Below are 24,385 nucleotides of genomic sequence, written 5' to 3' on the forward strand. Positions count from 1 at the left end.
TTGTTCTATTAGATATCTTCTGCACGAATTTGGCGGTAAACCTCTGGAGTTGGTGTGTATTCACCACCTACTTTGATTGCACTGCGCAGTGCTTTTGCTGCTTCTTCCCATTGCTCTTCAGTGCGAGCGTGGATGACCGCAAGAGGTTTATCACTGTCTGCGACCTCACCTAGGCGGATGAACTCGTCGAAACCAACTGCGTAGTCGATTTCATCAGTAGCAACACGACGACCACCACCCATAGCAACCACAGCCATGCCGATAGCACGTGTATCCATTGCAGAGACAATGCCCGTTTCGGTTGCGTAAACTGGCTTGATGATTGCTGCTTTTTCTAGGTAGTTGTCGTAGTTTTCTACGAAGTCCGCAGGGCCGCCTAAGCCGGCAACCATCTTGCCGAAGCACTCAGCCGCTTTGCCGTTATCCAGCACTTCCATCAGTTTTGCGCGTGCGTCTTCTGTGTTCTCAGCAAGCTTGCCAAGTACTAACATTTCAGCACATGAAGCCATGGTCACTTCAAGTAGACGAGGGTTACGGTATTCACCTGTTAAGAAACGAACCGCTTCACGAACTTCTACTGCGTTACCCGCTGAAGACGCCAATACTTGGTTCATGTCCGTAAGAATTGCCGTAGTCTTAGTGCCAGCACCGTTTGCTACCGCAACGATTGATTTTGCTAGCTCTTCAGACGCTTCGTAAGTTGGCATAAATGCACCTGAACCCACTTTTACGTCCATCACTAGCGATTCCAGACCCGCCGCCAGTTTCTTAGAAAGGATCGACGCCGTAATCAGGGAGATATTGTCTACCGTTGCGGTAATATCACGAGTCGCGTAAACACGCTTATCCGCAGGAGCAAGGTCACCAGTTTGACCGATGATCGCCACACCAGCGTCTTTGGTTACTTGACCAAAAACATCGTTGCTCGGCGTAATGTTGTAACCAGGGATAGATTCAAGTTTATCCAGCGTACCGCCTGTATGACCAAGACCGCGGCCAGAGATCATAGGTACGAAACCGCCACACGCTGCCACCATTGGGCCAAGCATTAAAGAAGTTACGTCACCCACACCACCGGTTGAGTGTTTGTCGACAATTGGACCACCGAAATTCATGTGGCTCCAGTCGATAACCATGCCCGAATCACGCATTGCACACGTTAAGGCGATGCGCTCATCCATGGTCATTTCATTAAAGAAAATCGTCATAGCAAACGCCGCAATCTGACCTTCAGATACCGTGTTGTTCGCTACGCCTTGAATAAAGAAGTTGATTTCATCGGCGGTTAGGACTTCGCCGTCACGTTTTTTACGAATGATTTCTTGTGGTAAATACATTAGTGCCTCCCAAGCTCTTTTGAGCCATGGTTGTAGTAGGATAGAAGAGGTTTGGTAGCACCCGTTTAGGTGCTACCGTTCAGACGTATTATTGGAATTAGTACGCTGTTGGATCAGCGACGTCGTCCGATACTTCTAATGTATTTAGTAGGTTGGTTAGCAGGCTAGACGCACCAAAACGGTAGTGACGAGCATCAACCCAGTTGTCACCTAGGATTTCGTCAGCCATTGCTAGGTATGCAGCTGCGTCTTCAGCAGTGCGCACACCACCTGCTGGTTTGAAACCAACAGTTTCTGCAACACCCATGTCGCGAATAACTTCAAGCATCATGCGAGCGTATTCTGGTGTTGCGTTTACTGGCACTTTACCAGTTGAAGTTTTAATGAAGTCAGCACCTGCTTCAATACAGATTTGAGATGCTTTCTTGATTAGTGCTTCTTCTTTTAGTTCACCTGTTTCGATGATCACTTTAAGAAGAATGTCACCACAAGCTTCTTTACATTGCTTAACTAGTTCGAAGCCTACTTTCTCATCACCCGCCATTAGCGCGCGGTAAGGAAAAACTACGTCAACTTCGTCTGCACCGTAAGCAACCGCCGCTTTTGTTTCAGCAACTGCGATTTCAATGTCGTCGTTACCATGTGGGAAGTTCGTTACTGTTGCAATACGAACCTCTGGCGTACCTTGCTCACGAAGTGTCTTCTTAGCAATAGGAATAAAGCGAGGGTAAATACAAATTGCAGCTGTGTTGCCTACTGCTGTTTTCGCGTCATGACATAGTGAGATCACTTTTGCATCAGTGTCATCGTCATTCAACGTAGTTAGGTCCATAAGTTTAAGTGCACGTAGCGCTGCTGCTTTTAAATCGCTCATTTCTATCTCCGAACAATATTCAAAAAATTCACTACTCAGCCTTACATCACGTCTTTAACTATAATCAACAAGTCGAGACAATGTGAGTAAATGGCTAAACAGTCTATTAATGAACGGACTTGGTTCCCTGAAGACTCGGCATATACAGCGAAAATTTATCATATGCCAATTGCTATCCTTGTCACCGCACAGTACCAGTTTGGCCTATGGCACAACAATCTATGATTGCGGTGTCTTTAATATCACATCACAAAGCAAAACGCCTATTAGATCTGATATTGCAGGGCAATTCATTTGCCCATCGATTATGTAATATTCATTACGTGATTAAGAATCAAGCTTAACCACTATCCTGTGATTAATACATTATAGAGTTTCACCGCAAAACTGTAGCACCAAATAGAGCGCAAACGGTTTGTATCTCAAAATTTCCTAGCCCCTATTCCATTGACTGCGTAATACCTCGACTAAGGCAAACACCCGATGAAATTTTGGAGCCCGAAAAACGAAAAATGCCCCGCAGCAATCTCTTGCTACAGGGCATGATGTAAAACGGCGTCTATATATTAAGAACCGATTCTAATTATAGTGCTGCAAGGCTTAAGCAGAAGCCTGCAATTGTCGCTGCCATAAGGTTAGACAACGTACCTGCAAGAACTGCTTTAACACCCATGCGAGCGATGTCACTACGACGGTTTGGTGCAAGGCTACCTAGACCACCAAGTAGAATCGCGATAGAAGAAAGGTTCGCGAAACCACATAGTGCGAATGAGATGATAGCTGTTGTCTTCTCAGACATTACTTCACCAGTTGCCGCGATTACTTGAGCGTTTTCACCTAGGTATGGTGTGAAGTTCAAGTAAGCAACGAATTCGTTCACTACGATTTTCTGACCGATGAATGAACCAGCTGTTACAGCTTCTGCCCATGGAACACCGATTAGGAATGCTAGTGGAGAGAACGCGTAACCTAGAATTAGCTCTAGTGTTAGTTCTGGCATGCCGAACCAACCACCGATGCCACCTAGCATACCGTTGATTAGCGCGATTAGACCAACGAATGCGATTAGCATTGCACCTACGTTAAGCGCAAGTTGTAGACCAGAAGCCGCACCGCCCGCAGCTGCGTCGATTACGTTAACTGGTTTGTCGTCACCGCCGTCCATCGCTTCTTCGATACTTTCGTGAGGCTGGTCAGTCTCAGGGTGAAGGATTTTAGCGAACAGTAGACCACCTGGTGCCGCCATGAATGATGCCGCAACTAGGTACTCTAGTGGAACACCCATAGATGCGTAACCAGCTAGTACACCACCAGCAACAGAAGCTAGACCACCACACATTACCGCGAATAGCTCTGATTGAGTCATTTTTGGAACGAATGGGCGAACAACTAGAGGTGCCTCAGTTTGACCTACGAAAATGTTAGCTGCAGCTGACATTGATTCCGCACGAGAAGTGCCTAGCGCTTTTTGTAGTGCGCCACCAAGAATCTTGATAACCCATTGCATAACGCCAATGTAGTAAAGAACTGAAATCAGTGCAGAGAAGAAGATCAGTGTAGGAAGAACACGGAATGCGAAGATGAAACCGCCGCCGCCGAATACTTCGAACATCTTGTCAGAAACAAGACCACCGAACAGGAATGATGAACCATCGTTACCGTAGTTGATAACGTTAGAAACACCTGAAGAGAAACCGTTTAGTAGATCACGGCCCCAAGGTACATACAGAACAAATGCACCTAATGCGAATTGGATAGCGAATGCGCCACCCACAGTTCTAAAGTTGATAGCTTTTCGGTTGTTAGAAAATGCCACTGCAATCGCAAGAAGCACTACCATACCGATTAGGCTCATAAACAGGCTCATAGTTTATGACTTCCTTATAAGTTATTTATTGGCGTGTTACAAAATGGAGCTATAAAGCGGGGGCAATTATACTCATGCAGAATCAATTAAAGTAATGCCAGCCTCACACTTTCCTATAAGATTCATGATTGATTCAACCAGCTTTGTGAGTTAATTCACAATAAGCAGGAAAACGTTTTCGATTTCAAACCACATCTTTAGATTTTATTCACATATCGAGAAAGCAAAATTGCTATTTTTCCACAGTTGAGAGGCAATCGATTGCTTTCGGCCGTTATGCAACTCTACAAGCTCATTAAAGACGTGAATGAGTTTGGCTGGGTGATTTGACTCCCCTTGATATCCAAGTATAGGCATATCTGGTGCGTCTGTTTCGATTACTAGGTTTTCGAGTGGTAATTTTTGAATTGCGTCGCGTGTTTTCTTGGCTCTTGGGTAGGTAATCGTTCCTCCTACACCGATAAAAAAACCTAATTTGACCCACTCCATGGCTTGCTGATAACTCCCAGAAAAAGCGTGTAGCACACCACCTCTAGGGAGATTCGCCGATTTCACCATTTGAATGAGGCGATTGTGCGCTTTTCGGCTATGTAAAATAACTGGGAGTTCGAAGCGTCTAGCCAGCTCAAATTGAACTTCAAGTATCTTTTCTTGCAACTGTGGATAAACATCAATGGCAAAATCTAAACCACACTCTCCTATTGCTACGCACTGTGGTCCTTTTTGATTTAGATAGCCTTCTAGCTCTGTAAGGTGCTGCTCAACGTTATCTTCAAGAAAATACGGATGAAAGCCGAGCGCATAATACAAATTGGCATGTTGCTCTGCCAAAGTTTGAATACGAGCCCAGTTTTGCGGACCGACGGAAGGAATCAAAATTCTTGCGACGCCTTGCGTTTGAGCAAGCTCAAGTTGATGCGCAAAGTCATCTTGAAACACATCAAAATCAAAGTGGCAGTGCGTATCAAAGAGCTTCATCTTGACGCTTTTTATCTGTATCTGCGGGCAGAAAATCAGAGGATGGTTGGGCTTCACTCTTCTCTTCAGTTTGATGGGCAGGGTCTTTTCGATATGGGACACAACTGCGTTTCTGATCGGGAGTTAACCCCATCTCTTTACACCAGTTGTCGTAACGCTTTAGCCCACGTTTAAACCAATTCATATCTTATCCTTATATAAAAACGCCCTTGGCTAAGTTTATAGCCAAGGGCGTTTTAAAATCTAGTTTGCGTTACGGCTTACCCTAACCGCGCAAATTAGTGCTCACGTGTCGCACGGAAATCAACGTCAGGAAAACGCTCTTTCGCTAAGTTTAAGTTAACCATTGTTGGAGCGATATACGTTAGGTTATCACCACCATCCAATGCTAAGTTCGCTTGATTCTTGCGTTGGAACTCATCCAGTTTCTTCGCATCACCACACTCAACCCAACGCGCAGTTGCAACGTTAATGCCTTCATAAATCGCTTCAACGTTATACTCAGACTTCAAACGAGCCACAACAACATCAAACTGAAGTACACCAACGGCACCAACGATCAGATCGTTGTTCTGTAGAGGACGGAATACCTGTACCGCACCTTCTTCTGATAGCTGAACCAAACCTTTGAGAAGCTGCTTCTGCTTTAGTGGATCTTTCAGGCGAATACGACGGAATAATTCCGGAGCGAAGTTCGGAATACCAGAGAACTTCAGTGATTCACCTTGCGTAAAGGTATCACCAATCTGAATAGTGCCGTGGTTATGTAGACCAATGATGTCACCGGCGTAAGCGTGTTCTGCACGTGCACGGTCACCAGCCATAAAGGTTACTGCATCAGAGATACTCACTTGCTTGCCAAGACGAACGTGGTTCATCTTCATACCTTGCGTGTAAGTGCCCGATACAATACGCATGAATGCGATACGGTCGCGGTGTTTTGGGTCCATGTTCGCTTGGATCTTAAATACGAAACCAGAGAACTTCTCTTCAGTCGCTTCGACTTCACGTTCAACCGCTTGACGAGTTTTCGGCGCTGGAGCCCATTCAGTTAGACCGTCTAGCATATGATCCACACCAAAGTTACCTAATGCAGTACCGAAGTAAACTGGCGTAAGATCACCGGTTAGGAACATTTCCAAATCAAACTCAGGGCAAGCGCCCATCACAAGTTCAAGCTCTTCTCGAACACTTTCCGCAAGGCCTGCACCAACTTTTTCATCAAGCTCTGGGTTATCGAGACCTTTGATGATTCGAACTTCTTGAATCTCATGACCGTGACCTGATTCGTATAAAATCGTTTCATCACGGTGAATGTGGTACACACCTTTAAATTCTTTACCACAGCCGATTGGCCATGTAATTGGCGCACACATCATGCCCAACTCGTTTTCTACCTCGTCCAATACTTCCATTGGATCACGAACGTCACGGTCAAGTTTGTTCATGAAGGTTACGATTGGCGTGTCACGCAGACGCGTTACTTCCATCAGCTTACGTGTTCGATCCTCGACACCTTTCGCCGCATCGATAACCATCAAACACGAGTCTACTGCCGTTAACGTACGGTATGTATCTTCCGAGAAGTCTTCGTGTCCAGGCGTATCAAGTAGGTTTACCAGACAGTCATTGTAAGGGAACTGCATTACAGAAGTGGTTACCGAGATACCACGTTCTTTTTCCATTTCCATCCAGTCTGATTTTGCGTGCTGTGCGTTACCACGACCTTTAACCGTACCTGCTTTTTGGATCGCGTTTCCGAATAAAAGGACTTTTTCAGTAATGGTGGTTTTACCCGCATCCGGGTGAGAAATAATAGCGAACGTTCTGCGCTTAGACACTTCGCCTAAAAAAAGGGGATTTGACATTAGTTAATCTTCTAAATTACTTTCATGCTCACAAAATAGGCAAGCATATCTACTATTCGATATTGTGCGGTATTCTCGCTTATTATCGCTGTGCTAGCAAACTGGAAAGACATGAACTGAATTTACTCGGCTCACCAGCCTTTACCTGCAACTAACAAGGGAAAGCCAGCTCCACACAAAGAGATGTAAAAATTCAAAAAATTATTATTACATATTCAAAAGCCTCGAATCCGGATACGCATTTAAAGCATAAGTGTTGATGAGGTAATTAGTAACAGCCTAAAACTAACTCAAAAATAAGTAACTCATGATAATGGCGTCTTCCTTACCATTTCCCGATTTAGCTGGGTAATAGTTGTAACGACGGTCCACTTCATTAAAACCTGCTTGCTCATAAATATGGATAGCTGGGTGATTACTTTCACGCACTTCTAACCAAGCACTCTCTGCTTTGGCTTGTTCACAGTATTCAATAAACGCGTCCAGCAATTTTTGCCCTAGCCCTCTGCCCTGTTGAGAAGGCGCTACTGCAATATTTAATAGTGTCACTTCTCCAACAATATTCTGTCCATAGAAGTAACCAACCACTTGAGAGCCTTCCAGCATCACATGGTGGCAAGCACCGCGACTGGATAAGTCACGAACCAAAGATTCAGCCCAAGGGTGAGAATGTGCTTGCTGCTCGATTTGCCAAACTTGGTCGAGGTGCTCTGCACGCATCGGCGTAATTTCAATTGTCACGCATTAGCTCCGTTAAGAGTACGAACAGATTTGTTGCCACAATGCGCGGCGCTGTTCGTTATTACCATCAATATCTTGTAATAGTGGCGAGGTCAGGTGCTTTGCCTTGATGCTTTTATCAGCCTCACAGCCTGCAAACCACACCCACTCTAGCTGATGTTCACCCAGCATGGATAAGCGCTCAGGCTCTAGGTGTAGCGCATCATCAAGCGTGAGCTTAATGCTTTTTAATACGCGCTCAAACATCAATGCCGTCTCGTTTTCTGGACATATTGGCGATACCAATAGGAGTTTACATGAACTTTGCAAATCCAATAATGGCGATTGATAGCCTTCCAGTCTTTCAGGGTGTACCAGCTCCCATGTGCTGATCCCCATTTCACGTAAATACTGTTTCTCGTTAATTGACATTTTCCGTCACCTATTTGAACGAGGGCAATCCTATCAAATTATCGCGATTATACCTAAAGGACTTCAAGGAACACCTGAACACAATGAGATGATTTGGATATTCCTGAACATAGCGTTTTGCCAACGGCCACACATTAGGTATGACATATGAGGTACATTATGAAATTCTTAAATACGCTACTACTTTGCACACTGGTAGCCGCCACCAGCATGAGTGTTTTTGCTAATAACAGCGATGAGTGGGAGCTGATTGCAACGAAAACCGTTAACTTTCATACAGAAACAGATACCGTGACACCAAATAGCCTATTCCGAAACCGAAGCTTCAGTAAAATAAAACTAAAATGTGTGCAAGGAACGGTAGACATTAATGGTTAAAAGTCGTCATGACAGATGGTAGTGAGAAAAAGCTTTCCTCTATGGGCGTACTAACAAGCGGATTGTCGACTCGTGCCTGGAGCCTTCCAGGTACAAAAGAAGCCAAGCTAAAACAGATTGAAATGACTTACAGTAGCTGGGGAAGCACAAAACTCAGCCTGCTAGGGGTAAGTAAAAAAGCGAAAATAGAGGTCTGGGGCAAAAAGAAAAGTAACCAGTCATCCTAACCTCCCTATCTCAGTTTTCAGTGAATAAGAAAGAAGCCCACTTAATCGTGGGCTTCTTTCATTTACAGTTCAGAGAACTCTGGCGCATAGTCTATGCGTCCGGAGCGTCCAGCACATTGACCTTCGACCAACTCTGCGACTCGAAATGCACCTTTAGGGACATCCCAAGCACATTCAAAGCCCATCTCGTCGCATGATTGAAAACCCTGGAGCGCGTAATAATCAGGATCGCCCAACACCACACACACTGGGTAGCCAAAATCACGCAGTGAATCAAAACCTTCTTTGATCAACTCTGCAGCGATGCCTTGGCGACGGTAATCTTCATGAACAGCTAATGGCGCTAGCCCTTGCCATGACAAATCTTCACCATTTAAGGTCACAGGGCTAAATAAAGCATGGCCTATCACCTCTCCCTCATCTGTACACGCGACTAAGGAAAGCGTGAATTTGCTGTTTTCGCGCAAACGCATCACAAGCTCAGCTTCAGCTTCCGTCGGGAAGGCGTGTTTCAATAAGCGGTCAATGGTAAGAATGTCCGCTGGGGCTTCAGTTCGAATAAGCATTCGCTACTCCGGTTGGTTGTGCAGGCGCTTGAACTCCTTTCTGAACAAAATCAGCCAATTGATTCAAAGCGACTTGCATTGCTTTCGGTAACTGCTCTAAGTCGACACTGTCCATTAAGTTTTTCACTTCTAAGCCAAGCTCAGTATCACCTTCAATTGAAAGGCGACGTTGGAAGAACAGTGTGTCAGGGTCTTCTTTACGACCAGCAATCAGTACTAGGTCGTTTAGATTACCACTAAAACTCACATCTTCCTGAACTGGTTTTTCAGCTACCACCAATTTTTCGTCTTGATAGCTGATGTACCATGCTAAGTTCAAGTCTTTAATCGCAACTTTTAACCACTTGTCTTCAAGGAACTCAAAGTCACCATCTTCCAAGGCTTCTTTAAACACCATTTTTAGCCCTTCCAGCAATGCTTTTTGCTGAATTGGCTGTGGTAATAACTGGACTGGAGAACGCAAAATATTAGCTGCGTTCTTTACTAGTTGACTGCGAATCTTGTTTAACACGTTCATTATCCGTTACTTTGTCATTAGGTTGCTTATATTAAGCAATCGTGGCGATGAGATTACTGTTATGTATCAATAAAGTGCTTATTTTAGATTGGTGGTTTATTGCTCACTAACGCTTCTTTTTTTGAACTTACGTGTATTATTGATGCGAACAGGTGGATAAACACTTTTACAACCGTATTTTCAAAGTTATAGTTATCTGAGCGTATCCATGTGATTGTCGACTGCACAGCTAAAACCGCGAGCCCTTTAATGGCAGGTAACACTTTAGCTTGGTGGTAGACCGCCGCAGGCTTATCAGGGTGTCGCTTTTTATACACGGACGAATAATCTGGCTCATTGGAGATCGGTAATACCCTAATGCCTTCCCAGCAATTAAAACATTGGTTTGCCACGCTAACCTCAAATAGCCCTTTCTTCTTTGCCATTCTTGATAAAAAACACAATTATCGAATGGTAAGTGACCGTTACTGCGATATCGCAGGTTTAAGTCATGAGGAAATCGTCGGCTTAAACGATTGCCAAGTGCTGGGTGAACAGTTTTATAAGAAGCTTGCACCATACTATCAGCGCGCGTTCAAAGGGGCACATGTCGAAGCCGAAATCACGCTCGATGAAACCGACCTTGAAACCAGTCTTCACTTTAGTCTTTCGCCAGTTTTTGAAGGTAACGACATTCGCTTTGTTGTTTTTCACGCTGTCGATACTTCAGAAAAGCAGATACTCGTTCGCTCCTTAGAAGAGTCCGAAAGTAAGTTTGCGAAGTTAACACAACTGCTACCAGACGGCTTACTGCTTATCGAAGATGATATTGTCATCTCTGCGAACCCCGCATCAGCGCGCCTTCTCGGACTTAACTCTCCTCATGAATTGTTGGGCGAAGAGCTAAGTCGTTTATTCATCGATGAAAACAGTAAAAAGGTATTTAGTCATCGATTGAGTACATTAATTTCTGACAAACCTTTTGTCTGCTTAACCAGTGCAAGATGCGGCTTTGAACGGAAAGTTCAGCTACACGCGGATTCCACGGCGATATTAGGTAGCGAATCTCAAATTATCCTAATCCAAGATGCTGATGATGCGCCCAAAAACCTGTCTTCTGCATCGAATGAAGACATACACATTGACTCGCTCACCAAACTCTACAACCGCTTTGGCTTCACCAAACGTTTGGAACAGCTGATCAAAAAGCAAACACCGCTTCTGGTGTTCTATTTGGATATCGATAACTTCAAAAACATTAATGACTCACTTGGTCACCATATTGGCGATAAAGTGATTCAAGAGGTATCGGCCCGTCTTAAACGGTTACTACCAAACCAAGCGATTATTGGTCATTTGGGTGGCGATGAGTTTGGCGTCATTCTGCCGGAGCCAGAAAATACCCGCATGGCTGAAATTTTGTCCGATCGCATTATCTCGTTGATCAACCAACCTTTCGACTTGCACCACTTCAGCAAACGCCTTGCCTGTTCAATTGGTAGCGTTCGATACCCTGAAGACGGACAAGATGCACGAATCCTACTACAAAATGCCGATACTGCGATGTATGAAGCCAAAGATCGTGGTAGAAATCGTCTGATCAAATTTAACGATCAAATGAACAAAGAAGCGCGTATGCGTTTGTGGCTTGAAATCGAACTGCAAAAAGCATTGCAGCAGAACGGTTTGGAAGTGTGGTATCAACCTAAGGTTAACGCGCGAGACTTCAGTATCAACGGCGCAGAAGCGCTCGTTCGTTGGAAGCATCCAGTCGAAGGGTACATTAGTCCTGGCTCATTCATTCCTGTCGCCGAGCGCGCTGGGTTAATCGAACACCTTGGACGTGTCGTGATGCGTGATGTTTTCAATACGGTAAAACGTTGGAAGCAACAAGGCATACTGCCAGGCCGTGTCGCCATCAACCTCTCTCCCGAGCAATTTGGCAACCCACAGCTGATCGACTTTATGGAAAAGTTGCTTCGCACTACCGAGCTTGATCCAAGCTGCATTACCTTCGAGCTAACCGAAAGTGCCGTGATGAGTGATAGCGAACATACACTGCAAATGTTGAATGCGATTAAAAAGCTTGGCTTCGCTCTCTCTATCGATGACTTTGGTACCGGCTACTCTTCTCTTTCCTACTTAGCGCGTTTCCCTATTGACGAGCTAAAAATCGACCGCGCTTTTATTAATGATATCGACACACTACCGAAACAAGTCACTGTGATTGAAAACATCATTAATCTGGGTAAGTCGCTCGACTTAACTGTCGTTGCCGAGGGGGTGGAAACCCACCAGCAAGCTACTTTGCTCTCTAACCTTCAATGTAATGCGATTCAAGGATTCCATTTTTATCGCCCGCAGCCAAAACATGAAATTGAAGAGCTGTTTGTACAGAATCGTCGTCACAAGAACTAACCCCGACCCGATACCCTTACTCGCAAGGGGTAAATATCGACTTTATTGAGCTAAACCTAACTTAGGTCAATTTCGCTATTCATAATTCTTCATAAAATGCGGACACCTTTTTATTCTCAATGATTGTGAGCATATGGAACTCTTGTGTCCCGCGGGTAACCTGCCTGCGTTAAAAACTGCGATTGATTGCGGTGCCGATGCCGTCTACATTGGTTTCAAAGATGATACCAACGCCCGTCACTTTGCTGGCCTCAACTTTAACGGCAAAAAGTTAGAAAAAGCGGTGCAATACGTTCATGACCGCAATAAAAAAATTCATGTCGCGTTGAATACCTTCGCTCATCCCAATGGCTTCGAGCGCTGGACGAACGCAGTAGACAATGCAGCGGCACTGGGTGTAGACGCGCTGATTGTTGCAGACATTGCAGTGCTGGAGTACGCGGCTCGCAAATATCCCGATCTGGAACTACACCTTTCAGTGCAAGCATCAGCGACTAATGTCGCAGCCATTGATTTTTACAAACAAAACTTCAACGTAAAACGGGTAGTGCTACCTCGCGTTTTATCGATTCATCAGGTCAAACAGCTTTCACGCAACATCACTAGCGATGTCGAGTTAGAAGTCTTTGCTTTTGGTAGCCTTTGCATCATGTCTGAAGGTCGCTGCTACCTATCGTCTTACATGACAGGCGAGTCTCCAAACACTGTGGGAGCATGCTCTCCAGCTAAGTACGTTCGCTGGCAAGAAACAGAAAATGGTCTGGAATCCCGCCTTAACGACATTTTGATCGATCGCTACAGCGCCGGTGAAAATGCGGGCTACCCTACCTTGTGTAAAGGTCGTTTCGAAGCAGAAATCGAAGGCGAGAAAAAACGCTACCACGCACTGGAAGAACCAACCAGTTTGAACACCCTCTCTATGCTGCCAGAACTATTTGCTGCAAATGTGGCGTCTGTAAAAATTGAAGGTCGCCAACGTAGCCCTGCTTACGTAGAACAAGTCACTCGAACATGGCGAGCCGCGATTGACCGTTACCAAGCAAACCCAGAAGCTTATCAAGTCGAAGCGGCTTGGGATGCCGCATTGGCAAACGTGTCTGAAGGTACGCAGACCACACTTGGTGCTTATCACCGCAAATGGCAGTAGAGGTTAAGATGGATAATTCAATGAAATACGCGCTTGGCCCGCTGTTGTACTTCTGGCCAAAACAAGACATCGAAGCGTTTTATGAACAAGCGAAATCAAGCTCCGCGGACATCATCTATCTTGGGGAAACCGTATGTTCAAAACGTCGAGAAATGAAGCCTTCGCATTGGCTTGAAATCGCAAAAGAGCTGTCTGCATCTGGCAAGCAAGTGGTGCTATCAACAATGGCACTACTAGAAGCTCCGAGTGAAGTAAACATAATGAAGAAGTACATCGACAACGGTGACTTCGCGATTGAAGCAAATGACGTATCTGCTGTTCAATTGGCATCAGAGCATAAAGTGCCTTTCGTCGTTGGCCCTGCAATCAATACTTATAACGCACACACGCTCAACTTATTTTTAAAGCAAGGTATGATGCGTTGGTGCATGCCTGTCGAGCTATCTCGCGAATGGTTAAACGATACTTTAATTCAGTGTCACGAGCTTGGTATTCGTAACAAGTTTGAAGTTGAGGTATTTAGCCACGGTTATTTGCCTTTAGCGTATTCCGCTCGCTGTTTCACAGCCCGAGCTGAAAACCTAGCGAAAGACGATTGCGAAACCTGCTGTATCAAATACCCTACGGGTATCCAGGTCAGCAGCCAAGAAGGACAAGAAGTCTTTAACCTTAACGGCATTCAAACGCAATCAGGGTATTGTTATAACCTGATCAATGACTTACCAAGTATGCAAGGCCTGGTTGATGTGGTCCGATTAAGCCCTCTCGGTGTGAGTACACTTTCTGAGTTAGAGCATTTTCGCTCAAACGAGCACGGCGACAACCCTGAAAAACTTGAAAGCCGCCAATGCAATGGCTATTGGCATCAGCTAGCTGGCTTAGAAGTAAAAAACATTTAGCTCCCCAAAAAAGAAAAGCGAGGCCCAACCTCGCTTTTCTCTATCAGCCATTGTTAACAGGCTTGCACTGTTGGCTCAGCCGAAGTTTCATTAAGCAGCTTTTTCACATCTCGCCACAACATACTGATCACGACCAAACTCAATGCAATGTTAGACAATGGGAAAGCTAACCAAATGCCTGTCACGCCGAAAAGTTTCGGCATAATGAATAAGAATGGCAACTGGACCAGCATGTTGCCTAGTGTTACAAACATAGCTTTGCTGCCTTTGTTTACTGATTGATAGTACGCGGCCGCCACAACTAAAAAACCATCTAAGAACAACGCAAACATGTGTAAACGAATCCCGATCACAGTGCTATCAATCAACTGTTGGTCAGCATTATTAAACACCGCAACCAGTTCGTACGGGAAAAGGTTCATCAAAACAACGAACGCCACCCCACCAAGCACAGATGTCCCCATCGCGACCTTTAATAACTTTCTGATGTTCTCCTGATTACGTGCACCGTGGTTGAAGCTCACTAAAGGCTGCATACCATTCGCAATTCCTTCGGCTATCAGATAGTAAACCGTCACGATGTACCCCAAAATGGCGTACGCTCCGATCAACATTGCACTTCCGTATTGAGCAAATAACGCGTTGTGCAGTGCCACCATCACAGAGCCGTAGGCGTACATAAAGAAACTTGATGTACCTATCATGATAATCTTTGGTGCAGCATCAACCTGAACTTTGAAGTCGCGGATACGAAGGCGTAATGTTGCTTTTGAAGTAAAGAAGTAACCAATACCGAGCACAGTGACCACTAATTGTGCAAGTGCAGTGGCAATAGCGGCTCCGGTTAACTCCCACTCCAACCAAGCAATAAATACGTAGTCTAATACGATGTTAATAACGGCACCGATGACCATCAAAATCGTTGCTAAGTTCGGGCTGTCGTCATTGCGTAACAGAAACGGAACTGCGATAGAACCCAACGTGAATACGCACGCGACAATCAGAATATGCAAATATTGCAGCGCAAGTTCAAACACTCGCCCTTCCGCACCTTGCCAGCGAATAAATTCATCCGAAAACAAGAACAATATTGTAGCAACGACCGGCATCAATGCCGCTAACAACGTCAATCCGGTCGTTAGGATTCGCTTAGCGCCTTCATGATCGTTCTCTCCTTGCTTGATCGAAGTCAGCGCGCCAGTCCCCACCCCAATCATCATTCCTATACCGAGGATCGAACCGATAATAGGCCACGCAACATTGATCCCAGCTAATCCGTCAGCGCCAACATAACGGCCAATAAAAATGCCATCAACTATTTGATACAAACCGTTTACGAGCATTGCTGCGACGGTTGGAATCGTATATTTCCAAAACTGTCTATAAATTGAGTTTTGCATGACTATCACCAGTAGTTAGCAAAGCTAACCATTTAATTAGCAAGACTAACTAAATGGTTAAATTAAATAAAAGAAAGATGAAACAACAAAAACTAAACCATACAGCTGAGGCCTTTGCTTTAGTTTAAAATGACTTATTACTCAATGCTTTATTCAATAAAGCTTGTAACTGTTCAGCTTCTTGCTGATTTAATTGTTGCATCATTTGGTCAGAGATATCTTTGTACACTACCTGCTCCAAAGACATTTTTTCTGCGACTTCTTCCGTAAGCAACACACGCTTAGCACGAGCATCCTCATTACATGCGATGCGTTTCACCAAACCCTTTTTTTCCAAACGCACAACCATTGTCGATGCGGAAGGCTTAGTCACTTGCAGCTCTTCTGCAAGATCGGTTATTCGCACACCCTCAGGGTAAACCTGAATCACACGTAAATAATCGAACTCATTAAAGCTTAGATGTGATAATGGATCTTCTTTGGCATAGACACGCCAAGCTTTGGCGCAAAAACGCTCTAAATCAATCAAGCTTTCTTCTAATGCCATAAAAGCCACCACCACTTAGTTAGCAAGACTAACTATTTTAAATGAGTCACTCATCAAGTTCAATCATAAAAAAAGCCGCTCTCATCGAGCGGCTCTAAATCATTCAATTTCCAGCTTCTTGGCAGCCTTTAACTTGGCCAATCTATCTTGCTGTAATTGATCGTAAATTTGCGCCAACTCCAAGAAAGAATAGCGATGCTCAACATAATCGTAAACGTTGAACGAAATCGCGAGCTTATAAAGTGAGATGGCACTTGCGATATCACCTTCAAGCTGATTACGCTTTCCAAGGTAGAAATACGTTTCCGTCAATCGTTCAGCTAGGCGATAGTTCTCTCTCGTTCCATCCATAATTGCTTTAAGCGCGTCTTCGTCCGAGACGTCTCGTAGCATGATGGCAACAAGAACCCATCCCCACTCTTCACTACGATCTCGTAAATAACGCTGTTGAAGATTGGCTTTTGCTTGCTCTGGATTTTGCTCAGCTTCGATGATGTACAGCCATAATGAACGAAAAGGATCCGTTGGCATTTCTTGATAATGCTTGGTCATATCTTCTAAAGCGAGATCGATTCTGCCACCATAATACAGTGCAATCGCACGGTTGCGCTCAGCATAGGTATTATCAGGAGCCAACTCTATGGTCGAGTCAAACGCTTCATATGCCGCATCAAACTCTCCTACTTGGGTAAAGTATACTCCCAAAAGATTGAAGATGTCCGGCTGAGCAGGATTCAACTGCAAAGACTGGTTAAAGTCCAAACGGGCAAGATCACGTAAACCAACGCTGTCGTAGTAGCTACCGCGCTCATAATGCATTTTAGCGCGCACTTCATCACTAAGGTCGGGACGTTGTAGCAACTGCGAGAGACGCGCGATTTGTACTTCTTGTTGAACACTAGGCTGAAGTGGCACCGCCATCGGTGGATATAACCACTTTTGTGCTGATTGTTGAGAAGTATTTGCACAACCGGTCAGCGCGATAGCAACACATAAAATTGCGGTTTGAAACCATTTCACTAATTGATACTCCTGTTTGGACCGCTCAAGATTTATTTCTCTTAATGCAATATAGGCGATAACCTCGTTTGAGGTTAATACATCGAAACAAACCAAAAAAGGGGAGCGAAAATGCTCCCCTTTTATAACATGCTTTCAGGCCCTTAATCTAATAAAAGGCTGAAAGTCTCATTTTGTCTTACTCGTCTTTAGCAGCTGGTGCTTCAGCAGCAGCTTCTTCAGCTGGCTTTTCTACCGCTTCTTTCATGCTTAGACGTACACGGCCTTGGCGGTCGATTTCAAGAACTTTAACTTGAACTTCTTGACCTTCAGCTAGGTAGTCAGACACTTTCTCTACGCGTTTTTCTGCGATTTGAGAAATGTGTACAAGACCATCTTTGCCTGGAAGAACCGTTACGAATGCACCGAAGTCTGCTAGACGTGCAACTTTACCTGTGTAGATACGGCCCACTTCAACTTCAGCAGTGATCTCTTCGATACGGCGGATAGCTTCTTTCGCAGCAGTGCCTTCAGTTGCCGCAATCTTGATAGTACCGTCGTCTTCGATTTCGATAGTTGTACCAGTCTCTTCAGTTAGAGCACGGATAACTGCACCACCTTTACCGATAACGTCTTTGATCTTCTCAGCGCTGATCTTCATCGTGTGAATACGCGGAGCAAATTCAGAGATGTCTTCACGAGCACCAGAGATTGCTTCATCCATTACAGATAGGATGTGCTTACGTGCGCCTTGAGCTTGGTTAAGCGCAATTTGCATGATTTCTTTAGTGATGCCTTCGATCTTGATGTCCATTTGAAGTGCAGTGATACCAGTGTTAGTACCTGCTACTTTAAAGTCCATGTCACCTAGGTGGTCTTCATCGCCAAGGATGTCAGAAAGTACAACGAAATCGTCACCTTCTTTAACAAGACCCATTGCGATACCAGCAACAGATGCTTTGATTGGCACACCTGCGTCCATAAGTGCAAGAGAAGTACCACATACTGAAGCCATTGAAGATGAACCGTTAGATTCAGTGATTTCCGATACAACACGTACTGTGTATGGGAACTCATCAACAGAAGGCATTACTGCAGCAATACCACGCTTCGCCAGTTTACCGTGGCCGATTTCACGACGCTTAGGAGAACCTACAAAACCAGTTTCACCTACACAGTATGGAGGGAAGTTGTAGTGCAGTAGGAAGTGATCTTTACGCTCACCAGTTAGCTCATCGATGATTTGAGCATCACGCTGAGTACCTAGCGTTGCAGTAACGATCGCCTGAGTTTCACCACGAGTGAATAGCGCGCTACCGTGAGTACGAGGAAGAACACCAGTACGTACATCTAGTGCACGAACCATGTCTTTTTCACGGCCATCGATACGAGGGTTACCTGCAATAATACGGCTACGTACTACTGTCTTCTCTAGATCATGGAAGATAGTGTGGATTTCTTTTGTGTCTGCTTCAGGATCTTCAGCAAGAAGAACTTCATTTACTTCCGCAGCGATCTCATGGATGCGGTCGTAACGAGCCATTTTCTCAGTAATTTGGTAAGCTTCAACAAGTTTAGCTTCTGCTAGATCAGCAATCTTATTTTTAAGCGCTGTGTTCTCTTCAGGAGCAACCCAATCCCAAGCAGGAGTTGCAACTTCTGCTTTGAATTCGTTGATAGCTTGAATAGCAACTTGTTGTTGGTCATGACCATAAACAACCGCCGCTAGCATTTCTTCTTCAGTTAGGTTGTCCGCTTCTGACTCAACCATCAGTACTGCTGACTCTGTACCTGCAACAACAAGGTCAAGCTTAGAAGTTTCTAGTTCAGTTTGGCTAGGGTTAAGTACAAGCTGACCATCGATATGACCAACACGCGCCGCACCGATAGGGCCGTTGAATGGAATGCCAGAGATAGCAAGAGCAGCAGAAGTACCGATCATTGTAACGATATCTGGCTGAACATCTGGGTTTACAGACATTACTGTCGCGATAACCTGAACTTCGTTTTTAAACGCGTCTGGGAATAGCGGACGGATTGGACGGTCGATTAGACGAGCTGTTAGCGTTTCGCCTTCAGAAGGACGACCTTCACGTTTGAAGAAGCCGCCTGGGATTTTACCCGCAGCGTAAGTACGCTCTTGGTAGTTAACCGTTAGTGGGAAGAAGTCTTGACCTGCAACGGCTTCTTTTTTACCTACAACAGATACGAATACAGACGTATCATCCATTGTGACCATAACTGCTGCTGTAGCTTGACGTGCAATAACGCCAGTTTCTAAAGTAACTGTGTGGTTACCGTACTGGAACGTTTTAACAACTGGTTTTTCGAACATTGTTATTCCTTGTTTCTAATCTTCCTTTAGTGCTTAAAGAAATCTTAGATGTGTTAATTGACACTCAAGGCATTACGAATCGCGACTAGTAAAAAGAAACTCGGAAATTCCTTTTGAATAGTCGCGACCTTTTGGTCGACGTGGTTGACTGTAATGCTATGAGCTTTTGAGAAAACCTCTTACAAGGTTTAGCCGCCAGTATTATAACGGCATAAGTCTAATTTGGCTAAATTTAGGCAACAAAAAAGGGGCATAAAGCCCCTTTTTAGACAAACTGCTATGCAGTCGCTGATTAGCGACGTAGGCCTAGACGTTTGATTAGGTCTTGGTAGCGAGCTAGGTTTTTACCTTTTAGGTAATCTAGAAGCTTACGACGACGAGAAACCATGCGTAGAAGACCACGACGGCTGTGGTGATCGCCTTTGTGCGCTTTGAAGTGACCTTGTAGGTGGTTGATAGAAGCTGTAAGTAGAGCTACTTGAACTTCTGGTGAACCAGTGTCGCCTTCGCCTTGTGCGTATTCTGCAACGATTGCTGCTTTAGTTTCTGCATTCAGAGACATAATTCTCTCCTAATAAGAGTAGGTTTAAAGTTGTAGCAGCCAATCTCTGATTCAGCCGCTACGCGAAGCGCGGATTATAGGGAAATTTCCTATCTCGTGCAATATAAAAATACCGACACTCAGGTCGGTATTTTCAATCATTTACTTGGATGCAACGTCATCTCGGAACACGACCAATCGCTTAGGAGCGATTTTGCCATCTTCGTTCATTTCGCCAACGCCAATAAACAAGCGTTCTTCACCCATAGTAAGGCGAAGTGAGCCCTCAGTCGGAGCACCAAATACTTGAACGGGCTGCCCATGTTGGACCATATTCGCCAGTTCAGGCACCAAGTTGACTTCTGGTAAGTCTTCTACCGCTGTATCCATTGGCAAAAGCAGTGGGTCCAGTAGTTCTCGAGGCGCTCGTTCCTCGCGGTGAGCTTGCTCTAGCAACTCATTTAGTTGCTCAAGTGTTACCATATTCTCGTAAGGGTATTTAGCAACACCAGTACGACGAAGCATAGTTACGTGCGCACCACAACCTAACATTTCGCCCAGATCATCAACGATAGTACGAATATAGGTACCTTTAGAGCAGTGCACTTCCATCTCTACTTCATCGCCTTCAAAACGGTGAAGAACAATCTCATATACCGTGATCTTACGAGATTCACGCGGAACTTCGATGCCTTTACGAGCGTATTCATACAAGGGTTTACCTTGATACTTCAACGCAGAGAACATGGAAGGCACTTGATCAGATTCACCACGGAACTGATCGATGCACGCTTCTAGCTTGTCTAACGTAACATCGACTGGACGCGTCTCTACAACTTCACCATCCGAGTCAGACGTATTGGTACGTTCACCCAGCTTTGCGATCACGCGGTAGCGTTTATCAGAATCAAGAAGAAACTGAGAAAATTTTGTCGCTTCACCCAAGCAAATTGGCAGCATGCCTGTCGCTAATGGGTCCAAGGCTCCAGTGTGGCCTGCTTTCTCGGCAAAGTAGATTCGCTTTACTTTTTGCAGTGCATCATTGGAAGAGATACCTGTTGGTTTGTCCAACAGTATAACGCCATTAATTGGACGACCTTTACGACGACGAGCCATTATTCTTCGTCCTCACGACCAGAATCTTTTTGCTTTTGTTTGTCTGAACTAACGACTTCAGACACTAGGTTAGACATACGCATACCTTCAACAAGCGTATTGTCATAGTGGAAGCGGATTTCTGGCGTTAAACGTAGACGAATACGCTTACCTAACATCATGCGAATGTGCACTTCGTGCTCACGTAGCGCTGCTAGACATGATTCTGGTGTTTGCTCACCCACACACAGGAAGGTCACAAATACTTTTGCGTAAGCTAGGTCACGAGAGACTTCTACGTCTGAGATCGTCACCATGCCAAGGCGAGAGTCACGAACTTCACGTTGAAGGATCATCGCTAGTTCTTTTTGCAGCTGCTGTGCAACGCGCTGCGTGCGGCTAAATTCTTTTGACATATCTTTACTCTTATATAGAAAGAATGGGGGGTTGGTCAAAGCCAGCCCCCCATGGTGTATTCAACAACCAATTACTACTTATCTTTCAAAGACAATATTAGTAATTTTAGTCAATTAGTCTAGAGTACGTTTAATTTCAACGATTTCGAAGACTTCGATTTGGTCACCAACGCGAACATCATTGTAGTTCTTAACGCCGATACCACATTCGTAGCCATTCTTAACTTCTTGAACGTCATCTTTGAAACGACGTAGTGACTCTAGTTCACCTTCGTAAATAACAACGTTATCACGTAGTACACGGATTGGGTTGTTACGCTTGATCACACCTTCTGTAACCATACAACCAGCGATAGCGCCCAGTTTCGGTGACTTAAACACGTCACGAACTTCAGCAAGACCAATGATCTCTTGCTTGAATTCTGGAGCAAGCATACCGCCCATTGCTTGTTTCACTTCATCAATCAATTGGTAAATGATTGAGTAGTAACGTAAGTCAACAGCTGCGGCTTCAACAGCACGGCGAGCAGAAGCATCTGCACGAACGTTAAAGCCAAGGATGATTGCGTTTGAAGCTTCCGCTAGTACTACGTCAGTTTCCGTAATACCACCTACACCAGAACCAACGATGTTCACTTTAACTTCGTCAGTAGATAGCTTAACTAGTGAGTCTGCGATTGCTTCTACAGAACCTTGAACGTCTGCTTTAAGTACAACGTTAAGTTCAGCAACTTCACCAGCAGTCATGTTAGAGAACATGTTCTCTAGTTTAGATTTCTGCTGACGAGCAAGTTTCACTTCACGGAACTTACCAGCACGGTAGTTAGCTACTTCACGCGCTTTACGCTCGTCACGAACTACTGTTGCTTCATCACCTGAAGATGGTACACCTGAAAGACCTAGGATCTCTACAGGGATAGATGGGCCAGCCGAAGTAATTTCTTTACCTAGCTCATCACGCATTGCACGAACACGGCCGTATTCTTGACCACAAAGAACGATGTCGCCTTTGTTTAGTGTACCTGATTGAACAAGTACTGTTGCAACTGGACCACGACCTTTATCTAGGCGAGATTCAACAACAACACCAGATGCCATGCCTTCAGCTACAGCTGTAAGTTCAAGAACTTCAGACTGAAGAAGGATTGCTTCTAGAAGACCATCGATGTTTGTACCCTGTTTAGCAGAGATGTGAACGAACATGTTCTCACCGCCCCACTCTTCAGGAATAACGTCGTATTGAGCAAGCTCGTTCTTAACGTTATCTGGGTTCGCGTCTTCTTTATCGATCTTGTTCACAGCAACAATTAGAGGAACGCCTGCCGCTTTCGCGTGCTGAATCGCTTCTACTGTTTGTGGCATTACGCCATCGTCTGCTGCAACTACAAGAACAACGATATCTGTTGCTTGAGCACCACGAGCACGCATTGCAGTAAACGCTGCGTGTCCAGGAGTATCAAGGAACGTGATCATGCCGTTGTCTGTTTCAACGTGGTACGCACCAATGTGCTGAGTAATACCACCCGCTTCGCCAGAAGCAACGTGTGTGCGACGGATGTAGTCAAGTGTTGACGTTTTACCGTGGTCAACGTGACCCATGATAGTAACAACTGGAGCACGTGGAACTGCTTCCGCGTTAGTGTCACGGTCAGATAGTACCGCTTCTTCCAGTTCGTTCTCTTTACGAAGAACTACTTTATGGCCCATTTCTTCAGCAACAAGTTGTGCTGTTTCTTGGTCGATCACTTGGTTGATAGTCGCCATAGCGCCCATCTTCATCATTACTTTGATAACTTCTGTCGCTTTAACCGACATCTTGTTAGCAAGTTCTGATAGAACGATCGTTTCGCCAATTACAACGTCTTGCTTAGCAACCGTTGCTGACTTATCAAACCCGTGCTGCATTGAAGTCGGCTTAGCAAGTTTGCCCTTACGACCTCTACCGCCACGTTGGTTGTTACGGCCACCGCGAGCTTGGTCGTCTTTACCCGAAGCTGCTTTTTTCTTCTTACGACGACCGCCTTCTACTTTGCGATCTGCTTCATCTTCGGCTTCACGTGCGTATTGTGAAGTCGTTACATGGTAATCTGTATCTTCCATATCACCCTTTTTCTCTTCTGCAGCAGACCAACGCTCTTTATTCTTTTCAGCCAATTCGCGAGCTTCTTCAAGCTTGCGCTGACTTTCCTCTTCAGCCTTACGCTTAGCTTCTTCTTCCTGACGACGTTTAAGCTCGTCGGCCTCTTTTCGCGCTGCTTCTTGCTTAATTTTCTCTTCAGCATCACGCTTTGCTTTTTCTTCAGCATTACGTTGTGCATTCGTATCTACGTCTCGCTTCGCTTTTTCTTCAGCTTCACGTTTCGCTTTTTCTTCCGCTTCACGTTTTGCAGCTTCTTCAGCTTCACGTTTTGCAGCTTCTTCAGCTTCACGTTTTGCAGCTTCTTCTGCTGCACGTTTTGCTGCTTCTTCTGCTTCACGTTGTGCTGCTTCTTCAGCTTCACGTTTCGCTTCATCTTCAATTGTGCTGCGCTTCACGTATGTACGTTTTTTGCGCACCTCAACCTGAACATTCTTACTCTTACCACCACCCGCGTTCACACTAAGTGTACTACGAGTTTTACGCTGAAGCGTAAGGCGAGTCGGCTCTGAATCACCTGATTTATCACCGTGTTCTTTCTTTAAATGAGAGAGAAGCTTCTGCTTCTCTTCATCAGTAACATTGTCAGAGCTCGCCTTTTTAATGCCAGCGTCAGCAAGTTGTTCAATCAAGCGGTCGACTGGCGTACCAATCTCATCACTCAGTGCTTTAACTGTTAATTGTGTCATGCCGCTTCCTCCTTGCCGA

The 24,385-nt window shown here is 45.0% G+C and carries 22 protein-coding genes and 1 pseudogene; 5 read left to right on the forward strand and 18 right to left on the reverse strand.

Features of this window, described 5'->3' with window-relative positions; all coding sequences use genetic code 11:
- Positions 1-8: 8 nt before the first annotated feature.
- Entirely contained in the window at positions 9-1,337 is a 1,329-nt protein-coding gene (gene deoA / locus R7M92_RS11250) for a thymidine phosphorylase (protein ID WP_025768209.1), read from the reverse strand.
- Positions 1,338-1,434: 97 nt separating this feature from the next.
- Positions 1,435-2,211, reverse strand: a complete 777-nt coding sequence (deoC, locus tag R7M92_RS11255; protein ID WP_005380133.1) for a deoxyribose-phosphate aldolase — start codon at positions 2,209-2,211, stop codon at positions 1,435-1,437.
- Between the two features lie 90 nt (positions 2,212-2,301).
- Here deoC and R7M92_RS11260 point away from each other — a divergent pair, with 90 nt between their 5' ends.
- Positions 2,302-2,436 carry a hypothetical protein gene (locus R7M92_RS11260; RefSeq protein WP_005391675.1) on the forward strand — a complete coding sequence of 45 codons (135 nt, stop codon included), beginning with the start codon at positions 2,302-2,304 and terminating at the stop codon, positions 2,434-2,436.
- A 358-nt stretch (positions 2,437-2,794) separates the two neighbouring features.
- Here the strand turns inward: R7M92_RS11260 and R7M92_RS11265 are convergent, their stop codons facing one another.
- The 6 genes from R7M92_RS11265 to R7M92_RS11290 form a co-directional block, all read right to left on the reverse strand.
- Complete coding sequence (locus R7M92_RS11265) at positions 2,795-4,078, reverse strand: NupC/NupG family nucleoside CNT transporter (protein WP_005380131.1); 1,284 nt, start codon at positions 4,076-4,078, stop codon at positions 2,795-2,797.
- 204 nt (positions 4,079-4,282) lie between these two features.
- Positions 4,283-5,056, reverse strand: a complete 774-nt coding sequence (locus tag R7M92_RS11270; protein WP_062730461.1) for a TatD family hydrolase — start codon at positions 5,054-5,056, stop codon at positions 4,283-4,285.
- Complete coding sequence (locus tag R7M92_RS11275; RefSeq protein WP_005380125.1) at positions 5,043-5,240, reverse strand: DUF5363 family protein; 198 nt, start codon at positions 5,238-5,240, stop codon at positions 5,043-5,045. Before R7M92_RS11275 ends, R7M92_RS11270 begins: the two co-directional genes overlap by 14 nt.
- 94 nt (positions 5,241-5,334) lie before the next feature.
- Positions 5,335-6,924 carry a peptide chain release factor 3 gene (prfC, locus tag R7M92_RS11280; RefSeq protein WP_005380123.1) on the reverse strand — a complete coding sequence of 530 codons (1,590 nt, stop codon included), beginning with the start codon at positions 6,922-6,924 and terminating at the stop codon, positions 5,335-5,337.
- 285 nt (positions 6,925-7,209) lie between these two features.
- Positions 7,210-7,665, reverse strand: coding sequence for a ribosomal protein S18-alanine N-acetyltransferase (gene rimI / locus R7M92_RS11285; RefSeq protein ID WP_005380122.1), 456 nt, complete (start codon positions 7,663-7,665; stop codon positions 7,210-7,212).
- Between the two features lie 12 nt (positions 7,666-7,677).
- The gene (locus tag R7M92_RS11290) at positions 7,678-8,076 is read right to left on the reverse strand and encodes a DNA polymerase III subunit psi (protein WP_017635885.1); all 399 of its coding nucleotides are present in this window, start codon (positions 8,074-8,076) and stop codon (positions 7,678-7,680) included.
- Between the two features lie 159 nt (positions 8,077-8,235).
- On the opposite strand from R7M92_RS11290, the pseudogene R7M92_RS11295 reads away from it, so the two are divergent.
- Positions 8,236-8,681, forward strand: a pseudogene (locus R7M92_RS11295) (hypothetical protein).
- 62 nt (positions 8,682-8,743) lie between these two features.
- On the opposite strand, the gene R7M92_RS11300 reads toward R7M92_RS11295, so the two are convergent.
- The gene (locus R7M92_RS11300) at positions 8,744-9,247 is read right to left on the reverse strand and encodes a GNAT family N-acetyltransferase (protein WP_213906511.1); all 504 of its coding nucleotides are present in this window, start codon (positions 9,245-9,247) and stop codon (positions 8,744-8,746) included.
- Positions 9,231-9,758: a ubiquinone anaerobic biosynthesis accessory factor UbiT gene (locus R7M92_RS11305; RefSeq protein ID WP_005394645.1), complete on the reverse strand. Its 528-nt coding sequence runs from the start codon at positions 9,756-9,758 to the stop codon at positions 9,231-9,233. Before R7M92_RS11305 ends, R7M92_RS11300 begins: the two co-directional genes overlap by 17 nt.
- Before the next feature lie 363 nt (positions 9,759-10,121).
- Here R7M92_RS11305 and R7M92_RS11310 point away from each other — a divergent pair, with 363 nt between their 5' ends.
- From R7M92_RS11310 to R7M92_RS11320, 3 genes are all read left to right on the forward strand, one after another.
- Positions 10,122-12,161 carry a bifunctional diguanylate cyclase/phosphodiesterase gene (locus tag R7M92_RS11310; RefSeq protein ID WP_005380112.1) on the forward strand — a complete coding sequence of 680 codons (2,040 nt, stop codon included), beginning with the start codon at positions 10,122-10,124 and terminating at the stop codon, positions 12,159-12,161.
- 133 nt (positions 12,162-12,294) lie between these two features.
- Positions 12,295-13,308, forward strand: coding sequence for a ubiquinone anaerobic biosynthesis protein UbiU (locus R7M92_RS11315; RefSeq protein ID WP_005386427.1), 1,014 nt, complete (start codon positions 12,295-12,297; stop codon positions 13,306-13,308).
- Between the two features lie 20 nt (positions 13,309-13,328).
- Complete coding sequence (locus tag R7M92_RS11320; RefSeq protein ID WP_318133408.1) at positions 13,329-14,207, forward strand: U32 family peptidase; 879 nt, start codon at positions 13,329-13,331, stop codon at positions 14,205-14,207.
- A gap of 53 nt (positions 14,208-14,260) precedes the next feature.
- On the opposite strand, the gene R7M92_RS11325 is transcribed toward R7M92_RS11320, so the two are convergent.
- The 8 genes from R7M92_RS11325 to infB all read right to left on the reverse strand — a co-directional run bounded on the left by R7M92_RS11325 (position 14,261) and on the right by infB (position 24,366).
- Entirely contained in the window at positions 14,261-15,607 is a 1,347-nt protein-coding gene (locus tag R7M92_RS11325) for an MATE family efflux transporter (protein ID WP_062730457.1), read from the reverse strand.
- A gap of 124 nt (positions 15,608-15,731) precedes the next feature.
- Positions 15,732-16,154 carry a MarR family winged helix-turn-helix transcriptional regulator gene (locus R7M92_RS11330; protein ID WP_005380103.1) on the reverse strand — a complete coding sequence of 141 codons (423 nt, stop codon included), beginning with the start codon at positions 16,152-16,154 and terminating at the stop codon, positions 15,732-15,734.
- A gap of 99 nt (positions 16,155-16,253) precedes the next feature.
- Entirely contained in the window at positions 16,254-17,174 is a 921-nt protein-coding gene (nlpI, locus tag R7M92_RS11335; protein ID WP_005380101.1) for a lipoprotein NlpI, read from the reverse strand.
- Between the two features lie 178 nt (positions 17,175-17,352).
- Complete coding sequence (gene pnp, locus R7M92_RS11340; RefSeq protein WP_005380098.1) at positions 17,353-19,488, reverse strand: polyribonucleotide nucleotidyltransferase; 2,136 nt, start codon at positions 19,486-19,488, stop codon at positions 17,353-17,355.
- A 292-nt stretch (positions 19,489-19,780) separates the two neighbouring features.
- Positions 19,781-20,050 carry a 30S ribosomal protein S15 gene (gene rpsO / locus R7M92_RS11345; RefSeq protein ID WP_005380094.1) on the reverse strand — a complete coding sequence of 90 codons (270 nt, stop codon included), beginning with the start codon at positions 20,048-20,050 and terminating at the stop codon, positions 19,781-19,783.
- A gap of 141 nt (positions 20,051-20,191) precedes the next feature.
- The gene (gene truB / locus R7M92_RS11350; protein WP_005380088.1) at positions 20,192-21,145 is read right to left on the reverse strand and encodes a tRNA pseudouridine(55) synthase TruB; all 954 of its coding nucleotides are present in this window, start codon (positions 21,143-21,145) and stop codon (positions 20,192-20,194) included.
- A complete protein-coding gene (gene rbfA / locus R7M92_RS11355) occupies positions 21,145-21,540 on the reverse strand; it encodes a 30S ribosome-binding factor RbfA (protein WP_005380087.1) in 396 nt (131 codons plus the stop codon). The genes truB and rbfA overlap by 1 nt, the downstream gene beginning before the upstream one ends.
- Before the next feature lie 114 nt (positions 21,541-21,654).
- On the reverse strand, positions 21,655-24,366 hold the full coding sequence (gene infB, locus R7M92_RS11360) for a translation initiation factor IF-2 (RefSeq protein ID WP_005380086.1): 2,712 nt from the start codon (positions 24,364-24,366) through the stop codon (positions 21,655-21,657).
- Between the last annotated feature and the right edge of the window lie 19 nt (positions 24,367-24,385).

It is taken from the genome of Vibrio sp. Vb2880 (assembly GCF_033337975.1).
GTDB lineage: Bacteria > Pseudomonadota > Gammaproteobacteria > Enterobacterales > Vibrionaceae > Vibrio > Vibrio alginolyticus.